Source organism: Yinghuangia soli, from assembly GCF_021502675.1.
Taxonomy (GTDB): Bacteria; Actinomycetota; Actinomycetes; order Streptomycetales; family Streptomycetaceae; genus Yinghuangia; species Yinghuangia soli.
In genome coordinates this window covers 1-19,300 of record NZ_JAKFHA010000039.1, presented here as the reverse complement: position 1 = coordinate 19,300, position 19,300 = coordinate 1, and the positions used below count along the sequence as shown (strand labels likewise).

At 71.7% G+C, this 19,300-nt stretch carries 12 protein-coding genes; 5 read left to right on the top strand and 7 right to left on the bottom strand.

The genetic code is table 11. The annotated features are described in order from the left end of the window. Positions 1–325 precede the first annotated feature (325 nt). A complete protein-coding gene (locus LZ495_RS37085; RefSeq protein WP_235057573.1) occupies positions 326–6,145 on the bottom strand; it encodes a HAMP domain-containing protein in 5,820 nt (1,939 codons plus the stop codon). Between the two features lie 296 nt (positions 6,146–6,441). On the opposite strand from LZ495_RS37085, the gene LZ495_RS37080 reads away from it, so the two are divergent. The 3 genes from LZ495_RS37080 (at position 6,442) to LZ495_RS37070 (ending at position 11,063) form a co-directional block, all read left to right on the top strand. Further along, positions 6,442–9,006 carry a SpoIIE family protein phosphatase gene (locus LZ495_RS37080; protein WP_235057572.1) on the top strand — a complete coding sequence of 855 codons (2,565 nt, stop codon included), beginning with the start codon at positions 6,442–6,444 and terminating at the stop codon, positions 9,004–9,006. 456 nt (positions 9,007–9,462) lie between these two features. Further along, on the top strand, positions 9,463–10,047 hold the full coding sequence (locus tag LZ495_RS37075; protein ID WP_235057571.1) for a peptidoglycan-binding domain-containing protein: 585 nt from the start codon (positions 9,463–9,465) through the stop codon (positions 10,045–10,047). Positions 10,048–10,118: 71 nt separating this feature from the next. Then, positions 10,119–11,063: a hypothetical protein gene (locus tag LZ495_RS37070; RefSeq protein WP_235057570.1), complete on the top strand. Its 945-nt coding sequence runs from the start codon at positions 10,119–10,121 to the stop codon at positions 11,061–11,063. Between the two features lie 215 nt (positions 11,064–11,278). On the opposite strand, the gene LZ495_RS37065 is transcribed toward LZ495_RS37070, so the two are convergent. From LZ495_RS37065 to LZ495_RS37050, 4 genes are all read right to left on the bottom strand, one after another. Further along, positions 11,279–12,967, bottom strand: a complete 1,689-nt coding sequence (locus LZ495_RS37065) for a ribonuclease J (RefSeq protein ID WP_235057569.1) — start codon at positions 12,965–12,967, stop codon at positions 11,279–11,281. Positions 12,968–13,066: 99 nt separating this feature from the next. Next, positions 13,067–13,966 carry a 4-hydroxy-tetrahydrodipicolinate synthase gene (dapA, locus tag LZ495_RS37060; RefSeq protein WP_235057568.1) on the bottom strand — a complete coding sequence of 300 codons (900 nt, stop codon included), beginning with the start codon at positions 13,964–13,966 and terminating at the stop codon, positions 13,067–13,069. A gap of 493 nt (positions 13,967–14,459) precedes the next feature. Continuing rightward, positions 14,460–15,197 carry an FAD-dependent thymidylate synthase gene (thyX, locus tag LZ495_RS37055; RefSeq protein WP_235057567.1) on the bottom strand — a complete coding sequence of 246 codons (738 nt, stop codon included), beginning with the start codon at positions 15,195–15,197 and terminating at the stop codon, positions 14,460–14,462. Positions 15,198–15,489: 292 nt separating this feature from the next. Continuing rightward, positions 15,490–16,110: a hypothetical protein gene (locus LZ495_RS37050; protein ID WP_235057566.1), complete on the bottom strand. Its 621-nt coding sequence runs from the start codon at positions 16,108–16,110 to the stop codon at positions 15,490–15,492. A gap of 167 nt (positions 16,111–16,277) precedes the next feature. Here LZ495_RS37050 and LZ495_RS37045 point away from each other — a divergent pair, with 167 nt between their 5' ends. Further along, the gene (locus LZ495_RS37045) at positions 16,278–16,823 is read left to right on the top strand and encodes a GNAT family N-acetyltransferase (protein WP_235057565.1); all 546 of its coding nucleotides are present in this window, start codon (positions 16,278–16,280) and stop codon (positions 16,821–16,823) included. 65 nt (positions 16,824–16,888) lie between these two features. Further along, the gene (locus LZ495_RS37040; RefSeq protein ID WP_235057564.1) at positions 16,889–17,662 is read left to right on the top strand and encodes a TetR/AcrR family transcriptional regulator; all 774 of its coding nucleotides are present in this window, start codon (positions 16,889–16,891) and stop codon (positions 17,660–17,662) included. Positions 17,663–17,716: 54 nt separating this feature from the next. Here the strand turns inward: LZ495_RS37040 and LZ495_RS37035 are convergent, their stop codons facing one another. Together LZ495_RS37035 and dapB are read right to left on the bottom strand one after the other, a co-directional pair. Then, the gene (locus LZ495_RS37035; protein ID WP_235057563.1) at positions 17,717–18,163 is read right to left on the bottom strand and encodes a hypothetical protein; all 447 of its coding nucleotides are present in this window, start codon (positions 18,161–18,163) and stop codon (positions 17,717–17,719) included. A gap of 128 nt (positions 18,164–18,291) precedes the next feature. Beyond that, positions 18,292–19,044, bottom strand: a complete 753-nt coding sequence (dapB, locus tag LZ495_RS37030; protein WP_235057562.1) for a 4-hydroxy-tetrahydrodipicolinate reductase — start codon at positions 19,042–19,044, stop codon at positions 18,292–18,294. Positions 19,045–19,300: the final 256 nt, after the last annotated feature.

Here is a 19,300-nt window from a genome sequence, read left to right as displayed (position 1 = left end):
CCCGGGCAGGCCCGCGTCCCGGTCGGCTCCGCTCGTTGCTGGCTCAGTGCTCTGCCGCTTCGTACACATAGTGGTCGGGGTCTGTGGTCGTCCCGGTCATGGTAGTGCTCCCGGCCGGACCGAGGCAGGCGGTTCCGGAAGCGACGACCGCACGGCGTAACCGAAAACCCACGTACGGTGTCGGTCGGCCCCGCTGAACCCTCCCACGGATTCAACGCTTCCGACAGTCCCGGGGTTCCCGGGCAGGCCGGGCCGGTGGCCGCATCCGCGCATCTTTCGCCACCGACCCGGACATGCCGGACACCTCCAATTACCTTACGCCGCCTCAGTGTTCCAGCCAGGTACGGATGAGGCCCAGGAGATGCCCGGTGTCCACGGGCTTCGCGACGTAGTCGGACGCCCCGGACGCGATGCTCTTCTCCTGGTCCCCCTTCATCGCCTTCGCCGTCAGCGCAATGATCGGCAGGCCCGCGTACTGCGGCATGCGGCGGATGGCCGACGTCGTGGCGTAGCCGTCCATCTCCGGCATCATGATGTCCATCAGGACGATCGCGATGTCCTCCTCGGCCTGCAGCTTCTCGATCCCCTCGCGGCCGTTCTCCGCATAGGTGACCACCAGCCCGTACTGCTCGAGCACGCTGGTCAGCGCGAACACGTTGCGCACGTCGTCGTCGACGATCAGCACCTTTTCGCCACGGAAAGACCCCTCGAACGGGTGCACGGCCGGCTTGGTGCGCACCTCCTCGGGCGAGCGGCGCACCGCATCGGTGACGAAATCGGCGAGCGCATCCGGTCCCGAGACGCGGTGCAGGGTCGCGATCCGGCGCCGGTACGCGCGCAGCCGGGCGGCCTCCGAGCGGGTCGGCCGCACCGGGACGTGCACCACGACCGGGACGTCCTGCAGGTCGGCCCGGCCGGACACCGCGTCGAGCAGGCGCCAGCCGCCCTCGTCGGCCAGCCGCAGGTCGACCACGATGCAGGCGGGCGCGAACAGCTCGATCGCGGCGGCCGCCTCGGCCGGGGTCGCCGCGGTGGCCACCTCGACGAGGTCGCCGAGCCCGGCCAGCGTGGTGGCGATCGGGCCGCCCTCCGCCTGCGGCTCCTCGACCGCCAGGATCCGCTTGCGGGACGCCGCGGGGCGCTGCGCCGCGAAGCCGTCCGGAGCGGCGGTGATCGCCGGGCGGCCGTCCGCCGCGGCGCTCTCCGGGCCGGCGCCGAGCGGGCGGGCCGCAGTGGCCGCGGACGGGGCCTGCGCGTCCTCGGCGAGGACGTTGTCGAGCGGCACGTACAGCGTGAAGGTGCTGCCGCGCCCGGCCTCGCTCTCCGCGTGGATCTCGCCGCCGAGCAGCCAGGCGATCTCGCGGCTGATCGACAGGCCGAGCCCGGTGCCGCCGTAGCGGCGGCTGGTCGTCCCGTCGGCCTGCTGGAACGCCTCGAAGATGACCTTGAGCTTGTCCTCGGCGATCCCGATGCCGGTGTCCACCACGGAGAAGGCGATGGCGTGCGCCGCGTCCTCCAGGTCGCCGCCGCTCACCGGGATGTCGTCGGTGAGCCGGATCACCACCTCGACCGAGCCGGTGTCGGTGAACTTGACCGCATTGGAGAGCAGGTTGCGCAGCACCTGCTGCAGGCGCTGCTCGTCGGTGTAGAGGGTGCCGGGCACTTCCGGCGAGACGTGGACGGTGAAGTCGAGGCCCTTCTCCACCGCGAGCGGGCGGATCGTCGCCTCGACGTAGTCCATGAGCTGGGCGAGCGCGATGCGGGCCGGGCGTACGTCCATCTTCCCGGCCTGCACCTTGGACAGGTCGAGGATGTCGTTGATCAGCTGCAGCAGGTCGGAGCCGGCCGCATGGATCGTCTCGGAGAACTCCACCTGCTTGCGGGTCAGGTTGCCCTCGACGTTGTCGGCGAGCAGCTTGGCCAGGATCAGCAGGCTGTTGAGCGGCGTGCGCAGCTCGTGCGACATGTTGGCGAGGAACTCGGACTTGTAGCGCGAGGACAGCGCGAGCTGCTCGGCGCGCTCTTCGAGGGCCTTGCGGGCCTGCTCGATCTCGCTGTTCTTGATCTCGATGTCCCGGTTCTGCCGGGCGAGCAGTTCGGCCTTGTCCTCCAGCTCCGCATTGGAGTGGCGCAACTCGCCCTGCTGCCGCTGGAGTTCCTCGGAACGCTCCTGCAGCTCCTCGGTGAGGCGCTGGGACTCGGCGAGCAGCATCTCGGTGCGCGAGTTCGCCATGATCGTGTTGACCGTGACGCCGATCTGCTCGTTGAGCTGCTCCAGGAAGTTGCGGTGCACCTGGGTGAACGCGCTGAACGAGGCGAGTTCGAGGACGCCGAGCAGCTGGTCCTCGAACAGCACCGGCAGCACGACGACGTTGACCGGGGGCGCCTCGCCGAGCCCCGAGGAGATCTTGATGTAGCCGGGCGGGGCCTGCTCCACCAGGATCGAGCGCTTCTCCAGCGCGGCCTGGCCGACCAGCGACTGGCCGAGCCGGAACCGGGTCGGCGCACCGCCGCTCTGGTAGCCGTAACTGGCGATCAGGCGCAGCTCGATGCGGTCCTCGATGGTCGACTCGGCCAGGAAGAACGCGCCGTGCTGCGCGGACACCACCGGGGTCAGCTCGCTCATGATGAGCGCGGCCACCGCCATCAGGTCGCGGCGGCCCTGCATGAGTCCGGAGATGCGGGCCAGGTTGGTCTTCAGCCAGTCCTGCTCGATGTTGGCCCGGGTGGTCTCCCCCAGGTTCGCGATCATCTGGTTGATGTTGTCGCGCAGTTCGAGGATCTCGCCGCGCGCGTCCACGTCGATCTGCAGGGTCAGGTCGCCGCGGGTCACCGCGGTGGCCACCTCGGCGATCGCGCGGACCTGCCGGGTCAGGTTGCCGGCCAGCTCGTTCACGTTCTCGGTGAGCTGCTTCCAGGTGCCCGAGACGCCTTCCACCTCGGCCTGGCCGCCCAGGATGCCGTCGCTGCCCACCTCGCGGGCCACGCGGGTCACCTCGGAGGCGAACGCGGACAGCTGGTCGACCATCGTGTTGATCGTCGTCTTGAGCTCGAGGATCTCGCCGCGGGCGTCGACGGTGATCTTCTGCGACAGGTCGCCCCTCGCGACCGCCGTGGTCACCTCGGCGATGGACCGCACCTGGCCGGTGAGGTTGTCGGCCATCGAGTTGACGTTGTCGGTCAGGTCCTTCCAGGTGCCGGCCACGCCGGGCACGTGCGCCTGGCCGCCGAGGATGCCTTCCGTACCCACCTCGCGGGCCACGCGCGTGACCTCGTCGGCGAAGGCGCGCAGCGTGTCGACCATGGTGTTGAGGGTGTTCTTGAGCTCCAGGACCTCGCCGCGCGCCTCCACGTCGATCTTCTTGGAGAGGTCGCCGGACGCCACCGCGGTCGCGACCTGCGCGATGTTGCGGACCTGGCTGGTGAGGTTGTTGCCCATCGAGTTGACGTTGTCGGTGAGGTCCTTCCAGGTGCCCGAGACGCCGCGGACGCGGGCCTGGCCGCCGAGGATGCCCTCGGTGCCGACCTCGCGGGCGACCCGGGTGACCTCGTCGGCGAACGCGGAGAGCTGGTCGACCATCGTGTTGATGGTGTCCTTGAGCTCGAGGATCTCGCCGCGCGCGTCGACCATGATCTTCTGGGTCAGATCGCCGCCCGCGACCGCGGTGGTCACCTCGGCGATGGAGCGCACCTGGCCGGTCAGGTTGCCGGCCATGACGTTGACGGACTCGGTCAGGTCCTTCCAGGTACCGGAGACGCCCTTCACGTCGGCCTGGCCGCCGAGGCGCCCCTCGGTGCCCACTTCGCGCGCGACTCGGGTGACCTCGCCCGCGAACGCGGACAACTGGTCGACCATCGTGTTGATCGTCGTCTTGAGCTCGAGGATCTCGCCGCGGGCGTCGACGGTGATCTTCTGCGACAGGTCGCCCTTCGCGACCGCGGTGGCGACCTGGGCGATGCTGCGCACCTGGCCTGTCAGGTTGCCCGCCATGAAGTTCACCGAGTAGGTCAGGTCGCGCCACACGCCGCCCAGGCCGAGCACCTGCGCCTGGCCGCCGAGGATGCCTTCCGTACCCACTTCGCGGGCGACTCGGGTGACCTCGCCCGCGAATGCGGACAGCTGGTCGACCATGGTGTTGACGGTGTTCTTGAGTTCGAGGATCTCGCCGCGGGCCTCGACGTCGATCTTCTTGGACAGGTCGCCGCGCGCGACGGCGGTGGTGACGTCGGCGATGTTGCGGACCTGGCCGGTCAGGTTCCCGGCCATGAAGTTCACCGAGTCGGTCAGGTCCAGCCAGACGCCTGCCACGCCGGGCACCACGCGGGCCTGGCCGCCGAGCACGCCGTCGCTGCCCACCTCGCGGGCCACGCGGGTCACTTCGGAGGCGAACGCGGACAGCTGGTCGACCATCGTGTTGACGGTGTTCTTCAGCTCGAGCATCTCGCCGGACACGTCGACGGTGATCTTCTGCGACAGGTCGCCGCGGGCCACTGCGGTCGACACCTGCGCGATGTTGCGGACCTGGCCGGTCAGGTTGCCGGCCATGAAGTTCACCGAGTCGGTGAGGTCCTTCCAGGTGCCGGCCACGCCCGGGACCTGCGCCTGGCCGCCCAGGATGCCGTCGCTGCCCACCTCGCGCGCGACGCGGGTCACTTCGGAGGCGAATGCGGACAGCTGGTCGACCATCGTGTTGACGGTGTTCTTGAGTTCGAGCATCTCGCCGGACACATCGACGGTGATCTTCTGCGACAGGTCGCCCTGCGCCACTGCCGTGGTGACCTGCGCGATGTCGCGGACCTGCGCGGTCAGGTTGAAGAACGCGGTGTTGACCGAGTCGGTCAGGCCCTTCCAAATACCCGCGCCGCCCGGCACCTGGGCCTGCACGCCGAGGCGGCCCTCGATGCCGACCTCGCGGGCCACGCGCGTCACCTCGGACGCGAACGTGCGCAGCGTCCCGGTCATCGAGTTGATCGTCTCGGCCAGCTGCGCCATCTCGCCGCGGGCCGACACGGTGATGGTCTGCGACAGGTCGCCGTACGCGACCGCGGTGGTGACCTGCGCGATGTCGCGGACCTGGGCGGTCAGGTTCCCGGCCATGACATTGACCGAGTCGGTCAGGTCCTTCCAGGTGCCCGAGACCCCCTCGACCCGGGCCTGGCCGCCGAGGCGCCCTTCGGTGCCCACCTCGCGGGCCATGCGGGTCACCTCGTCGGCGAACCCGGACAGCTGGTCGACCATGGTGTTCACGGTGTTCTTGAGTTCGAGCATCTCGCCCGCGACCTCGACGGTGACCTTGCGGGACAGGTCGCCCTTGGCCACCGCGGTGGTCACCAGCGCGATGTCGCGGACCTGCGCGGTCAGCCGGCTGGCCATCGTGTTGACCGAGTCGGTGAGGTCCTTCCAGCTGCCCGACACGCCGCGCACCTGGGCCTGGCCGCCCAGCTTGCCCTCGGTGCCCACCTCGCGGGCCACCCGGGTGACCTCGTCGGCGAACGCCGACAGCTGGTCCACCAGGCCGTTCACGGTCCGGCCCATCCGCAGCACCTCGCCGCGCAGCGGCTGGTCCCCGACGCGCTGCTCCATACGCTGCGACAGGTCGCCCTCGGCCACCGCGGCGAGCACCCGGCCGACCTCCACGGTCGGCCGTACCAGGTCCTCCACCAGCGCGTTCGCGTTCTCGAAGCTGGCCGCCCAGGCGCCCTCGCCGGGGCCGGACACGAAGCGCTCGCTCAGCTTGCCCTCGCGGCCCACGACGCGGCGTACCCGGGCCAGCTCGCCGGCCAGGTGCTGGTTGCGGTCCACCACGTCGTTGAAGACCGCGGCGATCTCGCTCATCACGCCGTTGCCGGAGACGGTCAGGCGGCGCCGGAAGTTGCCGTCCCGGACCGCGGTGAGCGCGTCGAGGAGCTGCCGCAGCTCGCGCTCCTCGGCGCGGCGGGCGGCCGCGCTGCCGCCGTTTCCGCCATTTCCGCTGGTCCCGGCTGTGTTTCCGGCGTTTCCGGCGTTGCCTGAGTTTCCGCCCGCTCCCGCGGCGCGGCGTGCACCCTTGCCCGAGGACGCGCCTGCCGCCCCGGTCGCGGCGGCCTTGGCCGCGCGCTTCGCCGCGGTCCCGGCACGCCCGTCGCGCTTGGAAGCGTTCGCCATCTCGAAATTCCTCCACCCGGCCCCGGCGCCCGCCGGCCTGCCGGCTCCCTGGGGCTCCGGGTGGGCGGGCGCCGCTGATACCGGCAGTCTTGCATCCTTGCGGGGTGTACACGGCCGACTCCGCAGGTCCGGGCCCCATTGCACAGGGGTCAATGTTCGTCAAGGACCTGCGCCCGTGTCGCGGGGAAGCGGTAGTGTGCGGAGCTGCCGCGGGGAGCGCCTCGCGCCACCGCACAGACCAGGAAGCCGCGAGGTCGCGCCACCGCAACCACCGCAGATCGCAGGATGCGGAGTGTATGGATCCGGAAACCGAGATGGTCGTCACCGCGAGAGTGAGCGCCACGTTCGCCCCTGAGGGCCGATCGGTGGCCGCCGCGCGATCCTTCGTGCGCCAGACCCTGACCGAATGGGACGCAGCGGGCGTCGTCGACGACGCCGTGCTGCTGGTCAGCGAGCTTGTGACCAATGCCATCGTGCATGCCGGGACCGCGACCGAAGTCTCCTGCGTCCGCTACGACGGTGCCGTGCAGATCGAGGTCGTGGACCGCTACCCGACCCTGGAACTCCCGGCCCCGGTGGCCGCCTTCGATGCGGACGACGAGAGCGGCCGCGGACTCTTCCTGTCCGCCTCCATCGCGTCCGCGTGGGGCGTGGAGTACACCAAGAGCATCAAGCAGGTCTGGTTCCGGCTCGACCTGCCGGACGGCGGCACGGCGGCGACCAGCCTGGCCGGGCCCACGCTGCCCACCCACGTCCTGCCCGGCGCGGACACCCCGGTGCGGGTGGCCGTGGTGCACGCGGACGCGTACCAGCGGGTCACGCACTGGAACGTCGACGCGGCGGACCTCTTCGGGCGGCCCGCCCAGGAGGCCGTCGGCATGCGGCTGTCCGAGCTGGTCGACTGGCCGCACACGCCGGAGATCAACGACGGCGACCTGCCCTTCGCGGCCATGCTGGAGCTGTCGCGCTGGCAGGGCATGTACGACATCAAGCACGCGGAAGGCCGGCCGGTACGCGTCTTCGCCTCGCACGTGCGGCTGCGCGACGTGTCCGACAACCCCCAGCTGGTGCTGCTCGCGGTGCCGGCCCGGGCCCGGGCCGTCCTGGAGACCCGCGCCGCGGCGGCCGCCGGGCGCACCCCCGTACCGCCGCCGACCGACACGGAATGGGACGGCCTGGAGGGCCCCAACCGGACCGGGCTGGACGAGCTCCTGCAGCGCGCCATCGAGCGCGGCCGCGACCTCCTGGACGGCGATGCGGCGTTCGTGCTCATCGCCACCGACGACGAGAGCGAGATGGAGGTCCGGGCCACCACGGGCCTGGGCACCGCGCAGCAGCGCTTCGCCCGCGTCCCGGTCGAGACGTCCGCGGGGCGCTTCGGCACCGCCCGCATGCCGGCCGTGCACGAGGACGCCGAGGCCGTCCACGACGCTGTACCGCTGCTCGCGGACAGCGGCATGCGCTCGGCGGTCACCGCGCCGCTCAAGGTCGAGGGGCGGCTGACCGGCACCATCGGCGTCGCGTCCGAGACGGCCGCGCACTTCGACAACGACGCCGCCGCGCGCCTGCAGCGCGCCGCCGACCGCATCTCGCTGTCCGTGGAAAGCGCCCGGCTCTCCGAGCTCGAACGCGTGCGCCGCGGCTCGCTGTCCTTCCTCGCCGAGGCGTCCGACCTGCTGGCCGGCACGCTCGACCCCGAGATGACGCTCGCCATGGTCGCGCAGATCGTCGTCCCGCGGCTGGCCACCTGGTGCGCGGTGCACACCATCGGCGAAGGCCACGACCCCTCCCTCGGCTGCGTCTGGCACACCGACGAGACGCGCATCGACGACCTCCGCGAACTCCTCGACCAGGCCGAGCCGCCGCGCGCCCACCCGACGCCGGGCGCCCGCGCCTGGCCCGGGCTGCGCCGCCTCGGCGCGGAGGCCGCCGCGCAGCACGAAGACCTCGTGACCGGCGAGGTCGTCTCGCTGCCGCTGGTCGCCCGCGGCCGCGGGATCGGCATGCTCACACTCGGCAACGCGGCCGGCGAGCGCTTCCGGCGCGAGACCCTCGAACTCGCCGAAGACCTCTCGCGGCGCGCCGCCCTGGCGATGGACAACGCCCGCCTCTACTCGGAGCGCAGCGCCACCAGCCAGGCCCTGCAGCGCAGCCTCCTCCCGCCCGAACTGCCGCGCGTGCCGGGCATGGACATCGAGGTCGTCTACCAGGCGTCCGGCGAGAGCAACGAGGTCGGCGGCGACTTCTACGACCTGTTCACCATCGGCCCCGACCTGTGGGGCTTCGCGATCGGCGACGTCTGCGGCACCGGCCCCGAGGCCGCCGCGGTCACCGGGCTGGCCCGCCAGGCCCTGCGGCTGCTGGCCCGCGAGGGCATGCCGGTCCCGGCGGTCCTGCAGCGCCTCAACACCGCCATCCTCGACGAAGGCCCGCGCAGCCGGTTCCTGACGCTGCTGCACGGCCACATGACGCCCCGCGAGGAGGGCGGCGTACGGCTGAACCTGGTCTCCGCCGGCCACCCGCTGCCGCTTCGGCTGCGGCCGGACGGCTCGGTCGAGCAGGTCGCCAACCCGCAGCCGCTGCTCGGCGTCCTCGACGAAGTCGACCTGGTCGCCGAGACGGTGGACCTCGACCCGGGCGACGTCCTGCTCTGCGTCACCGACGGCGTCACCGAACGCCGCGAGGGCAGCCGCATGCTGGGCGACGACGGCCTGGCCCGCGTCCTCGGCGGCTGCACGGGCATGACCGCGGGCGCAGTCGCCGCCCGAGTCCACCGCGCCGTCGAGACCTTCGCGGCGGAACCGGCCCGAGACGACATGGCAATCCTGGTCCTGCGCGTGGTCGCCGACCACGAGCACTGACCGCGGTCGGCAACGGAACCTGCCTGCGAGGCCACGACGATCCCGGTGCTGAGCGTTGTCGGCGAGCACGCGAGCCGACCGTGACGACGAGGACGGCCCCGGCTGGGGTTCCTGTTGCCGCTGCGGCGGCCGGCCGCAGCGCTCGCCGAGGGGCCGCAGGGCGTGCGACTTCGTTGCCATTGCGTGCTCTTCGCTTCCCTCTCGTGATCTTGCACGGTGAGGTGGGGCGGTCGGCGCGTCGGCGACCTGGTGTGCGTGCTCGTCGGCGGGCGGCCTCGGCCTTGCTCGGCGGGTCTGGTCGGTCGTCTGTCGATCGTGGCGGGAACTCGCCCTGCTTTCCCGGCATTTCAGTCTCGCCGGTATGAAGATCAGCCTTCTCGGTCCGGGCTTCGGGGCTCCGTAGCGTCGTCCGTGTCCTCGAGGAAACGCCTCGGGTACCGGTCCTCAGGAGGAGCCATGCGTACCGTCTCCCGCGTCGCCGACGCGCCCCGCACGCCGCGCAGCGCCCGGCGCACCCGCACCGCCGGCCGCAACCGCGCCGCCGTGCTCCTGCTCTCCGGCGCGGTGGCGGCCGCGGCCGGCGTCGTCGCCCCGAGCGCGGTCGCCGCCCCGCGCTGCAACTACGTCTCCCAGGACAACCGCCCGGAGCTGGGCGAGAGTTCCGAAGGCGATGCGGTCGCCCAGGCCCAGTGCCTGATCAACACCCGGTCCGGGTACCCCACGAAGTTCGACGTCTCCGGCATCTTCGGACCGGAGACCACCAAGGCCGTGCTGTGGGTGCAGCAGTGCAACAAGGTCAAGGAGAGCGGCTACACCGACGAGGCGACCTGGAAGGTGCTCTACCGGGCCAAGAAGGGCTGCGGGAAGCCGCGTTCACCCGCCAAGCCCAAGCCGACCACCCCCACGGCCAAGCCCACCAAGCCGAACAAGCCCGCCAAGCCGACGAAGCCGGCCAAGCCCAAGCCGAAGCCGACGAAGCCCGCCAAGCCCGCCTCCGAGGTCTTGGTGGCACCCCTTGATCCCGGCGTCCCTCCGGTGTGATGAGCGGACCGCCGCGGCGCCCCTGTGGACGGCGGAGCGCGCCGCCGTCCACAGGGAGCCACAGTGAGCCCATGTCCGCCGACGAAGCACGCCTCACGGCGTTCCTGTCCTCCCCCTTCACCGTCGCCGGCGCAGCCGCCCACGGCATCGGCCGCGCCGCACTGCGCCGCTGGCTGCGCGACGGCGACACCCGCATGGTGCTGCGCGGCGCGTACGTCGGCAGCCACGTGCCCGACTCCCCCACACTGCGGGCCCGCGCCTTCGCCCTCATGGCTCCGGACGCGGTGATCTGCGGCCGTACTGCCGCCTGGATATGGGGCATCGGGGCGGCCGGGACCCACGACCGCCGGGGCCGCCCGCTGCCGGTGGAGGCGGCGGTCCCGGGCTCCGCGACCCCGCCGCGCCGGTCCGGGGTGCTGGGCCGCAGCTGGACCTTCGAGAAAGGAGAGACGACCCGCGTGGCGGGCCTGCAGGCCACGACCCCGTTGCGCACCGCGGCCGACCTGGGCCGTACCTGGGACCTCGGTCCCGCGGTCGCCGTCGCAGACGCCTTCCTGCACAGCCGGCAGTTCTCGAAACGGCAATTGGAGGACACCGTCGCCCGGTTCCACGGGTACGCAGGGGTCCGGCAACTGGCCGACGTGGCCCGGCTCGCCGACGGCCGCAGCGCAAGCACGGAGGAGACCCGGCTGCGGCTCGCCCTGCACATGGCCCGCATCCCGGCGCCGGAACCCGGCTGGCAAGTGGTGTCGGCCTTCGGCCGGGTCCTGCACCGGTTCACGCTGGCCTGGCCGCTGGTGCGACTGGCCGTCGACCTGGACCGGACCCCGCTGTCGACCGGGGCGGCCCCGGCCGCGCTCCCGGCGATCCGGCTGCGCCACCGCAGTATCGGCGGCGTCGGCTGGCGGGTCCTGGAATGCGGTCCGGGCGAGATCACCTCGTACCCGGACACCCTCATGGCCCGGATCAGAGCCGAACTACGGGCCGCCGAGGACACCCGCGATCGCGCCGCCTGACCACAGGCGGCCCCACGACGCGGCGGTGCGCCTGCGCCCACCCCCGGGCGCACCGCCGCCCCGGCCCGTCCCGCACACGGGCCATCCCGTACACGCCCTGCCCCGCACCCAACCGACCCCGCACCAAACCCATCCCGCACACGGCTGGGGCCCGCGGCGGATGCTCCACCGCGGGCCCCAGCCCACAACTCTCCGGTCCCATGACCGGGCCCGGCTCAGACCTCCACGACCACCGGGAGGATCATCGGCCGGCGGCGGAAGGTGTCGCTGACCCACTTGCCGACGACCCGGCGCACCTGCTGCTGCAGCTGGTACGGCTCGGCCACGCCGTCCGCAGCCGCCTTCGTCAGGATGTCCTCGATCCGCGGGATCACGTCGTCGAACTTCGCATCGTCGATACCCGAACCGCGGGCCGTGATCGTGGGTCCGCCGACCACCTTGCCGGTGGACGAGTCCACCACCAGGAAGACCGACACGAAGCCCTCGTCACCCAGGATCCGGCGGTCCTTGAGCGAAGCCTCGGTCACATCGCCGACGGAGAGGCCGTCCACGTAGACGTAACCGGCCTGCACCTTGCCGGTGATCCGGGCCACGCCGTCCACCAGGTCCACGACCACGCCGTCCTCGGCGATGACGATGCGGTCCCTGCGGACGCCCGTCTTGTGTGCGAGGTCGGCGGCCGCCCGCAGGTGCCGCCACTCGCCGTGCACCGGCATGAAGTTGCGCGGCTTGGCGATGTTGAAGAAGTACAGCAGCTCGCCGGCCGAGGCGTGCCCGGACACGTGCACCTTGGCGTTGCCCTTGTGCACGACGTTGGCGCCCCAGCGGGTCAGGCCGTTGATGACCCGGAAGACCGCGGTCTCGTTGCCCGGGATCAGCGAGGAGGCCAGCACGACCGTGTCGCCCTCGACGATGCGGATCTGCTGGTGGTCGCGGTTGGCCATCCGCGACAGCGCGGCCATCGGCTCGCCCTGCGAACCGGTGCACACCAGTACGACCTCGTCCGGCTTCAGGTCGTCGAGCGTCTTGACGTCGACCACCAGGCCGGCCGGCACCTTCAGATAGCCCAGGTCGCGGGCCACACCCATGTTGCGCACCATCGAGCGGCCGACGAAGGCGACCTTGCGCTCGTACGCGTACGCGGTGTCCAGCACCTGCTGGATGCGGTGCACATGGCTGGCGAAGCTGGCCACGATGATGCGCTGGTCGGCGTCCGCGAAGACCCGGTCCAGGACGCCGGCGATGTCGCGCTCCGGCGGGATAAAGCCGGGGACCTCGGCGTTGGTCGAGTCGGCCAGCAGAAGGTCGATGCCTTCTTCACCCAGTCGGGCGAACGCCGGAAGGTCGGTGAGCCGGCCGTCCAGCGGCAGCTGGTCCATCTTGAAGTCGCCGGTGTGCACGACCATGCCGGCCGGCGTGCGGATCGCGACCGCGAGCGCGTCCGGGATCGAGTGGTTGACCGCGATGAATTCGCAGTCGAACGGGCCGAGGCGCTCCCGGTCGCCCTCCGCCACCTCGAGGGTGTACGGGCGGATGCGGTGCTCGTTGAGCTTGGCCTCGATCAGCGCCAGCGTCAGCTTCGAGCCGATGAGCGGGATGTCGCCCTTCTCGCGCAGCAGGTACGGCACGGCACCGATGTGGTCCTCGTGCGCGTGCGTGAGCACGATCGCCTCGATGTCGTCGAGGCGGTCCCTGATCGCGGTGAAGTCCGGCAGGATGAGATCGACACCGGGCTGCTCCTCCTCGGGGAACAGCACCCCGCAGTCGACGATCAGCAGCCGCCCGGCGCACTCGAAGACGGTCATGTTCCGGCCGATCTCGCCGAGACCGCCCAGAGCGATGACACGGAGTCCGCCCTCAGGGAGTTCCGGGGGCGGCCCGAGTTCCGGATGCGGATGACTCAAGTTCTCTCCTCGCCACGCGGGCGCGCCCGGATCGACCGGGCGTCCTGCGCAAGTGATGCGTTCAAACCCGGACGAGTTGTGCTCTCGTCCGGGCACTTTCTACAGCTGTACCCCGCCCGCCGCGAGATCCTGCCTCAGCCGGGCGATCTGCTCCTCCGTCGCCTCGATCAGCGGCAGCCGCAGCGTGCCGCCGATGAGGCCCTGCGCCGCAAGCGCGGCCTTGCTCAAAATCACACCCTGGGTGCGGAAGATTCCGGTGTACACCGGCAGCAGCCGCTGGTGGATCTCCCGGGCCTTGGCGACATCGCCCGCCAGGTACGCATCCACCAGGGCACGCAGCTCGGGTGCCACGACATGCCCCACGACACTCACGAAACCGGCGGCGCCCACCGACAGCAGCGGCAGGTTCAGCATGTCGTCGCCGCAGTAGTAGGCCAGGTCGGTACGCGCCATGACCCACGACGCCTCGCCGAGGTCGCCCTTCGCGTCCTTGTTCGCCACGATCCGCGGGTGCTCGGCCAACCGGACGATCGTCTCGGTCTCCAGCGCCACCGCGGTCCGGCCCGGGATGTCGTACAGCATCGACGGCAGCTCGGTGGCGTCCGCGACGCGCACCGTGTGCCGGTAGAGCCCCTCCTGCGGGGGCTTGCTGTAGTACGGCGTCACCAGCAGCAGCCCGTGCGCCCCGGCGTCCGCCGCCTCGCGCGCCAGCTCGACGCTGTGCGCCGTGTCGTTGGTGCCCACCCCCGCGACCACGAACGCCCGGTCCCCGACGGCTTCCACCACAGCCCGTACCAGCCGGGCTTTCTCGGCATCACTCGTGGTGGGCGACTCGCCCGTGGTGCCGTTGACGACCAGGCCGTCGTTGCCGGCGTCGACGAGATGCACGGCCAGCCGCTGGGCCGCATCCAGGTCGAGCGCGCCCTCGGCCGTGAACGGCGTCACCATCGCGGTGAGAACCCTGCCGAAAGGGGTCTGGGGGGTGGAGGTCGGAGCCATGCCCCAAACGGTACCGGGCCGGGTACCGGCGAGGCTGTAGCGGCCCACATTCCGGTCCTCACCAGCGGCGGTACGCACTCCCCGGACCGGCGTACGGACCGACACCGGCCGTACACCCGGACCGCACACGGATCGACACGAGACCTGCCCCCCGGCCCCCACTGCGCACGGCCCCGGGGCCGACATCGGAACCAGCCCCCGGCCGATCCCCAACCGTTCCTCGGCCGATCTCCGGCCGCACCGCGGCCGGACCCGGCCGGACCCCGGACATGAAGGGACCCCGGCGCTGCCTGCTCGGGGGTTCAAGCAGCGCCGAGGTCTTCTTCAGTATCAGGCACGCACGAGAAAAATGCCGGGTAATGACGCGAAAAAAGTTGTACGTCACCCTTTGTGCCGATTTGAGCACGCGCGGCAGCCGGACCCGGGTTAACCTGCGCCCTTCCGACCTCCGGTGCCCGCCCGGCCCCGCCTCACCCGGACGCGGATCCCGCCGTCACGGTGCGACGCGGCCGTTCATGTTGAATGCGGCGTACGTCAGCGGCATCAGCTCCGCCCACGCCGCCTCCAGCTTCTCCGCGACCATCTCGATCTCGCGCTGCGGGAACGACGGGTACGCCGCATCGTCCCGACGCGTCCGCAGCCCCAGGAAGTGCATCAGCGACCGGGCATTGCAGGTCGCGTACATCGACGAGTACAGCCCCACCGGGAGCGTGGTCCTCGCCACCTCGCGCGCGACACCGGCCGCCAGCATCTCCTGATAGGCACGGTACGCCTGCCGGTACGACTCGCGGGTCGATTCCCCGACGATCTTGAACTGCTCCGCGGTCCCGTCCACGAAGTCATATGCGCCGGGCTTCCCCTGCTGCACCAACTTGCGGTCCTCCGCGGGCACATAGAACACCGGCTGCAGCTCGCGGTAGCGGCCGGACTCCTCGTTGTACGACCACCCCACCCGGTGCCGGTGGAACTCCCGGAACACAAAGATCGGCGCGCTCACGAAGAACGTCATCGAGTTGTGCTCGAACGGGCTGCCGTGCTTGTCCCGCATCAGGTAGTTGATGAGCCCCTTGGACCGCTCCGGATCCTTCTGCAGCTCGTCCAGCGACTTCTCCCCCGCGGTCGACACCCGCGCCGCCCACAGGACGTCCTGGTCGCCGGCGCTGTGCTTCACCAACTCCACGGTGACATCACTGCGGAAACGGATCTCGGACTCGTCGAACGTGTCGGACACGCGGGGCACTCCTAGGACAGATGATCACTTGCCACGGCCCGGGCCCCAGATCCCCCTCCAGGTTCCCGACCGCCCCTCAGCCTAGCCACGCCGATCCACCACCCCCGCCACCCGACCCCGCCCCGTCGCAGCCGTCGGATGAGGCACCTGACGCGCCGCGTCCGCAGCATGAGCGGCCTACCTGACACCGCCCCAGCACCGAGCAACTGGCCCGCAGGGCACGGAAACAGCCTTCCGCCCGCGGATGCGATTGGCGCCTCTGCTCTGGCCGCTCCGCAACCTCGTGTTCGGGTCAGAGGGTCCCGAACGTCCCACGGGCCGTGTTGTAGGCCACGTCGATGCGCGCGGTGGCCAGTGCGCCCACCTCGGTCACCCCGAAGTACCGGACGACCGGCTGCTCGCTGCCCGCCGAGATGGTCGTGGGCTCGACCCGGTCCGGTCCGTCTCCCGGCGTGCTGCAACTTCCGCTGGGGGCGGGGCAGGCCCGCAGGGTGACGATCAGCCCGAAAGAGCGCAGATCGCGGTTGGAGTCGTTGCGCACCACGATTCGCACCGCGACCTTTTCCCGTCCCGGCGCGCCGACGGCGATCGGCCCCACCTTGTCGATCTTCTCGACCCAGAGCTTCATCCCGGGGGCGAATTCGAAGGGTTCCGTACCGCCGATCGCGTACACCTGCTGAGTGGGCGACGGACTGGCCGACGGCGGGGCGGCGGTCGGATTGCCGGGGTTGGGGGGCCAGTTGCCCGGGTTGCCGCCCTGTGGGGGGTTGGGTTGGTCCGGGGGGAAGGCGGGGTCGGTGGCGGCGGCGGGTTTGGGGGGGTCGTCGGTGATGGTGGGGCCTACCACGCAGCTTGTCGTGGCCAGGAGGACTGCTGCGCAGGTGGTGGCGGTGCGCCAGAGCCGGGCCCCCATGGTCCTGTTCCTCTCCGCGGCGGGATGCGTCGGGGACAGCGTGGCACGGGGGGTGCCGCCGCCGCTTGCCCCTTCCGCGTGTCGGACCGTTGCGTGTCGATCGGCAGACGCGGGCGGGTGATTCGCGGCAGAATCCGCAGGGCGTAGCTTGTTGCGAAGGAGTCGGCATGGCGGACGTAAGTGTGCGAACCGGGCGGGCCTCGGACGGTCCCGCGCTGGGGGTCGTCCAGTCGACGGCGTGGCGGGCGGCGTACGAGGGGGTGCTGCCCGAGGTCGCGTTGGAGCCGTTCGATCCCGAGGTGCTGGCCGCGGGGTGGGAGCATGCCGCGGCGCATCCGCCGAGTCCGCGGCACACGGTGCTGGTGGCGTGCGCGGGCGAGGAGCCGGCCGGGTTCGCCGCGGTGGTGCCTGCGCAGGATCCGGATCTGGCGGCGTCCGCCGCGGAGTTGAGCATCTTGGTGGTGGCGCCCGGGGAGCAGCGGCGGGGGCATGCGTCGCGGTTGCTGGCCGCCGCGGTGGAGCACGCGCGGGGCAGCGGGGCGGAGATCCTGGTGATGTGGGTGCTGGAGCCGGACGCGCCGCTGCGGGAGTTCCTGGAGGCGGCCGGGTGGGCGGTGGACGGGGCGCACCGGGATCTGGAGCTCGACGAGCACGGGACGCAGCGGGTCCGGCAGGTGCGGCTGCACACCGCGTTGGCGCCCGCGGATGCGTGATGACCGGCGCAAAGTCCCGGCGATCACGCATTGAACAAGTAAGACACTCGTCTTAACGTGGGCGGGTGACGTCGACCCAGACTCGCGCCCTGACCCGGGAGCGCCTGCTGCTCACCGCCGAACGCCTCTTCGCCGTCCACGGCATCGATGCGGTCTCGCTGCGGCAGATCAGTGTGGCGGCCGGGCAGCGCAACAACTCCGCGGCGCAGTACCACTTCGGTACGAAGGAGGAGTTGATCCGCGCGATCTTCGCGTTCCGGCTGGCGGGGATCAACCGGCGGCGCGAGGAGATGGTGGACGTGCTGCTGCGGGACGGCCGGGGGGCCGACCTGCGGGCGCTGACCGAGGCGATGGTGCGGCCGCTGGCCGAGCAGATCGACGGCGGCGGGAGCTTCTACGTGCGGTTTCTGGCCCGCGTGCACCAGCATGCCGGGGCGTCGGTGTACGCGCTGCCGGCGATGGGGGTCGAGGGCAGTGCGACGCGGATCGGCGCGATGATCGGCGAGGCGCTGGTGCAGCTGCCGACCGCGGTGCGGCGCAGCCGGCTGCAGTTGGGCGGGAGTCTGGCGGTGCACGCCACCGCGGACCGCGAGCAGCGGGTGCACGAGGGGATGCCCGAGGACGTGCTGCCGCCTGCGGCGTTCTGTGCGGATCTGGTGGACGCGGTGGTGGGGATCTTCTCGGCGCCGGTATCAGCGGAGACGCTGGCGGCTCTGGCCGCAGTCCCCGAGACCGCAGCCCCCGAGACGGCTGGGCCCGAAGCGGCCGGGGTCTCCGAGGCGGCAGTGCCCGCGGTCCCCGCGGCGCCCGAAGTGGTCGCGGTGGAACGGACCGCGTGACGCCGGTATGCGGCGCGGCCGCCACCGCTCGGGGCGGCCGCGGGAGCCGAAGGGTCAGCGGCGTTCGGCGCGGTGCAGCCGGATCGCGTTGAGCATCGCCTTGCGGCCGCGGGCGTTGTCGCGGGCGTCGGAGTAGGCGACGGCCAGGCGGTACCAGGCCCGCCAGTTCTCCGGGTCGGCCTCGGTCTCGGCCTTGCGCTTGGCGAAGACCTCGTCGGCGCTGTCCCGTGAGACGCGGCCGCTCGGGGTGCGGTCGAGTTCGTCGGCGGGGAGTTCGCCCTCCGCCTCGAGTTCGCGGGCCAGCTGCTGCATGGTGAAGCCGAAGCGCAGCTCGCGCCAGATGTACCAGACGCCGACGACCGGAATGACCAGGACGGCGATGCCGAGGACCACCACGGTCGGGCGGCCGTCCTTGATGGCGATGAAACCGCGGCTGCCGACGAGCAGGACGTAGAAGACGAGGACGCCGACGAGGACCAGCGCGGTGACGCGTTGTTTCACGGGCGGGTCACGCCTTCCATCCCTCGAAGCATCCGTCGAACCATCCCCGAACCATCCCCCGAATCATGCCTCCAGCCATCCCCGAGCCGTCCATCGGGTCGCCCTTCGGGTCGTCCTTCGGGACATCCTCAGCCCAGGTCCAGGAAGTGCTCCAGGCCGAGCGTGAGGCCCGGCACCGAGCCGACCTTGCGCACGCCCAGGATCACACCCGGCATGAAGGAGGTGCGGTCGAAGGAGTCGTGCCGGATGGTGAGCATCTCGCCGGCGTCGCCGAGCAGGACTTCCTGGTGGGCGACCAGGCCGCGCAGCCGGACGGCGTGCACGGGGATCCCGTCGACCTTGGCGCCGCGGGCGCCGTCCGGGTCGTCGGTGGTGGCGTCCGGCATCGCCGGGAGGTCCGCGGCGGCGCGCGCCTCGGCGACCAGTTCGGCGGTGCGCCGGGCCGTGCCGCTGGGCGCGTCGACCTTGTTGGGGTGGTGCAGTTCGACGATCTCGACGGACTCGTAGAAGCGCGCGGCCTTGGCCGCGAACTGCATCATGAGGACCGCGCCGATGCCGAAGTTGGGGGCGATCAGCACGCCGACCGACGGCTGCTCGGCCAGCCAGCCGCGGATCGCGTCGAGCCGGTCCGGGGTGAAGCCGCTGGTGCCGACCACCGCGTTAATGCCGTTGCGGACGCAGAATTCGAGGTTGCCCATGACCACGCCCGGGTGGGTGAAGTCGACGACGACCTGGGTGCCCGCGGCGACCAGCGCCTCGAGGGCGTCGCCCTGGTCGACCTGCGCGACCAGTTCGAGCCCGTCGGCGGCCTCGACGGCCCGGCACGCCTCGGCGCCCATCCGGCCCTTGGCGCCGATCACGGCGACCCGCAGCGCGGTCATGTACGTAGCTCCCGTCGTTGCTGTCCGGCGCGCCCCCGGCAGGGCCGCGCCACGGGGTGCGGGGGCCCCGGGCGCCCCCGGCCGCCGCGGGGGGCGGCCCCCCCCCCCCCCCCCCCCCGGCCCCGCGGGCCCCCGCCCCGGGGGGGGGGGGCCGCCCGCGGCCGGCGTCGTCGCCCCGAGCGCGGTCGCCGCCCCGCGCTGCAACTACGTCTCCCAGGACAACCGCCCGGAGCTGGGCGAGAGTTCCGAAGGCGAT

Excerpts from the sequence above, each read along its gene's own strand:
- LZ495_RS37085 (WP_235057573.1), bottom strand. The coding sequence starts at position 6,145 with ATGGCGAACGCTTCCAAGCGCGACGGGCGTGCCGGGACCGCGGCGAAG.
- LZ495_RS37080 (WP_235057572.1), top strand. The coding sequence starts at position 6,442 with ATGGATCCGGAAACCGAGATGGTCGTCACCGCGAGAGTGAGCGCCACG.
- LZ495_RS37075 (WP_235057571.1), top strand. The coding sequence starts at position 9,463 with ATGCGTACCGTCTCCCGCGTCGCCGACGCGCCCCGCACGCCGCGCAGC.
- LZ495_RS37070 (WP_235057570.1), top strand. The coding sequence starts at position 10,119 with ATGTCCGCCGACGAAGCACGCCTCACGGCGTTCCTGTCCTCCCCCTTC.
- dapA (WP_235057568.1), bottom strand. The coding sequence starts at position 13,966 with ATGGCTCCGACCTCCACCCCCCAGACCCCTTTCGGCAGGGTTCTCACC.
- LZ495_RS37050 (WP_235057566.1), bottom strand. The coding sequence starts at position 16,110 with ATGGGGGCCCGGCTCTGGCGCACCGCCACCACCTGCGCAGCAGTCCTC.
- LZ495_RS37045 (WP_235057565.1), top strand. The coding sequence starts at position 16,278 with ATGGCGGACGTAAGTGTGCGAACCGGGCGGGCCTCGGACGGTCCCGCG.
- dapB (WP_235057562.1), bottom strand. The coding sequence starts at position 19,044 with ATGACCGCGCTGCGGGTCGCCGTGATCGGCGCCAAGGGCCGGATGGGC.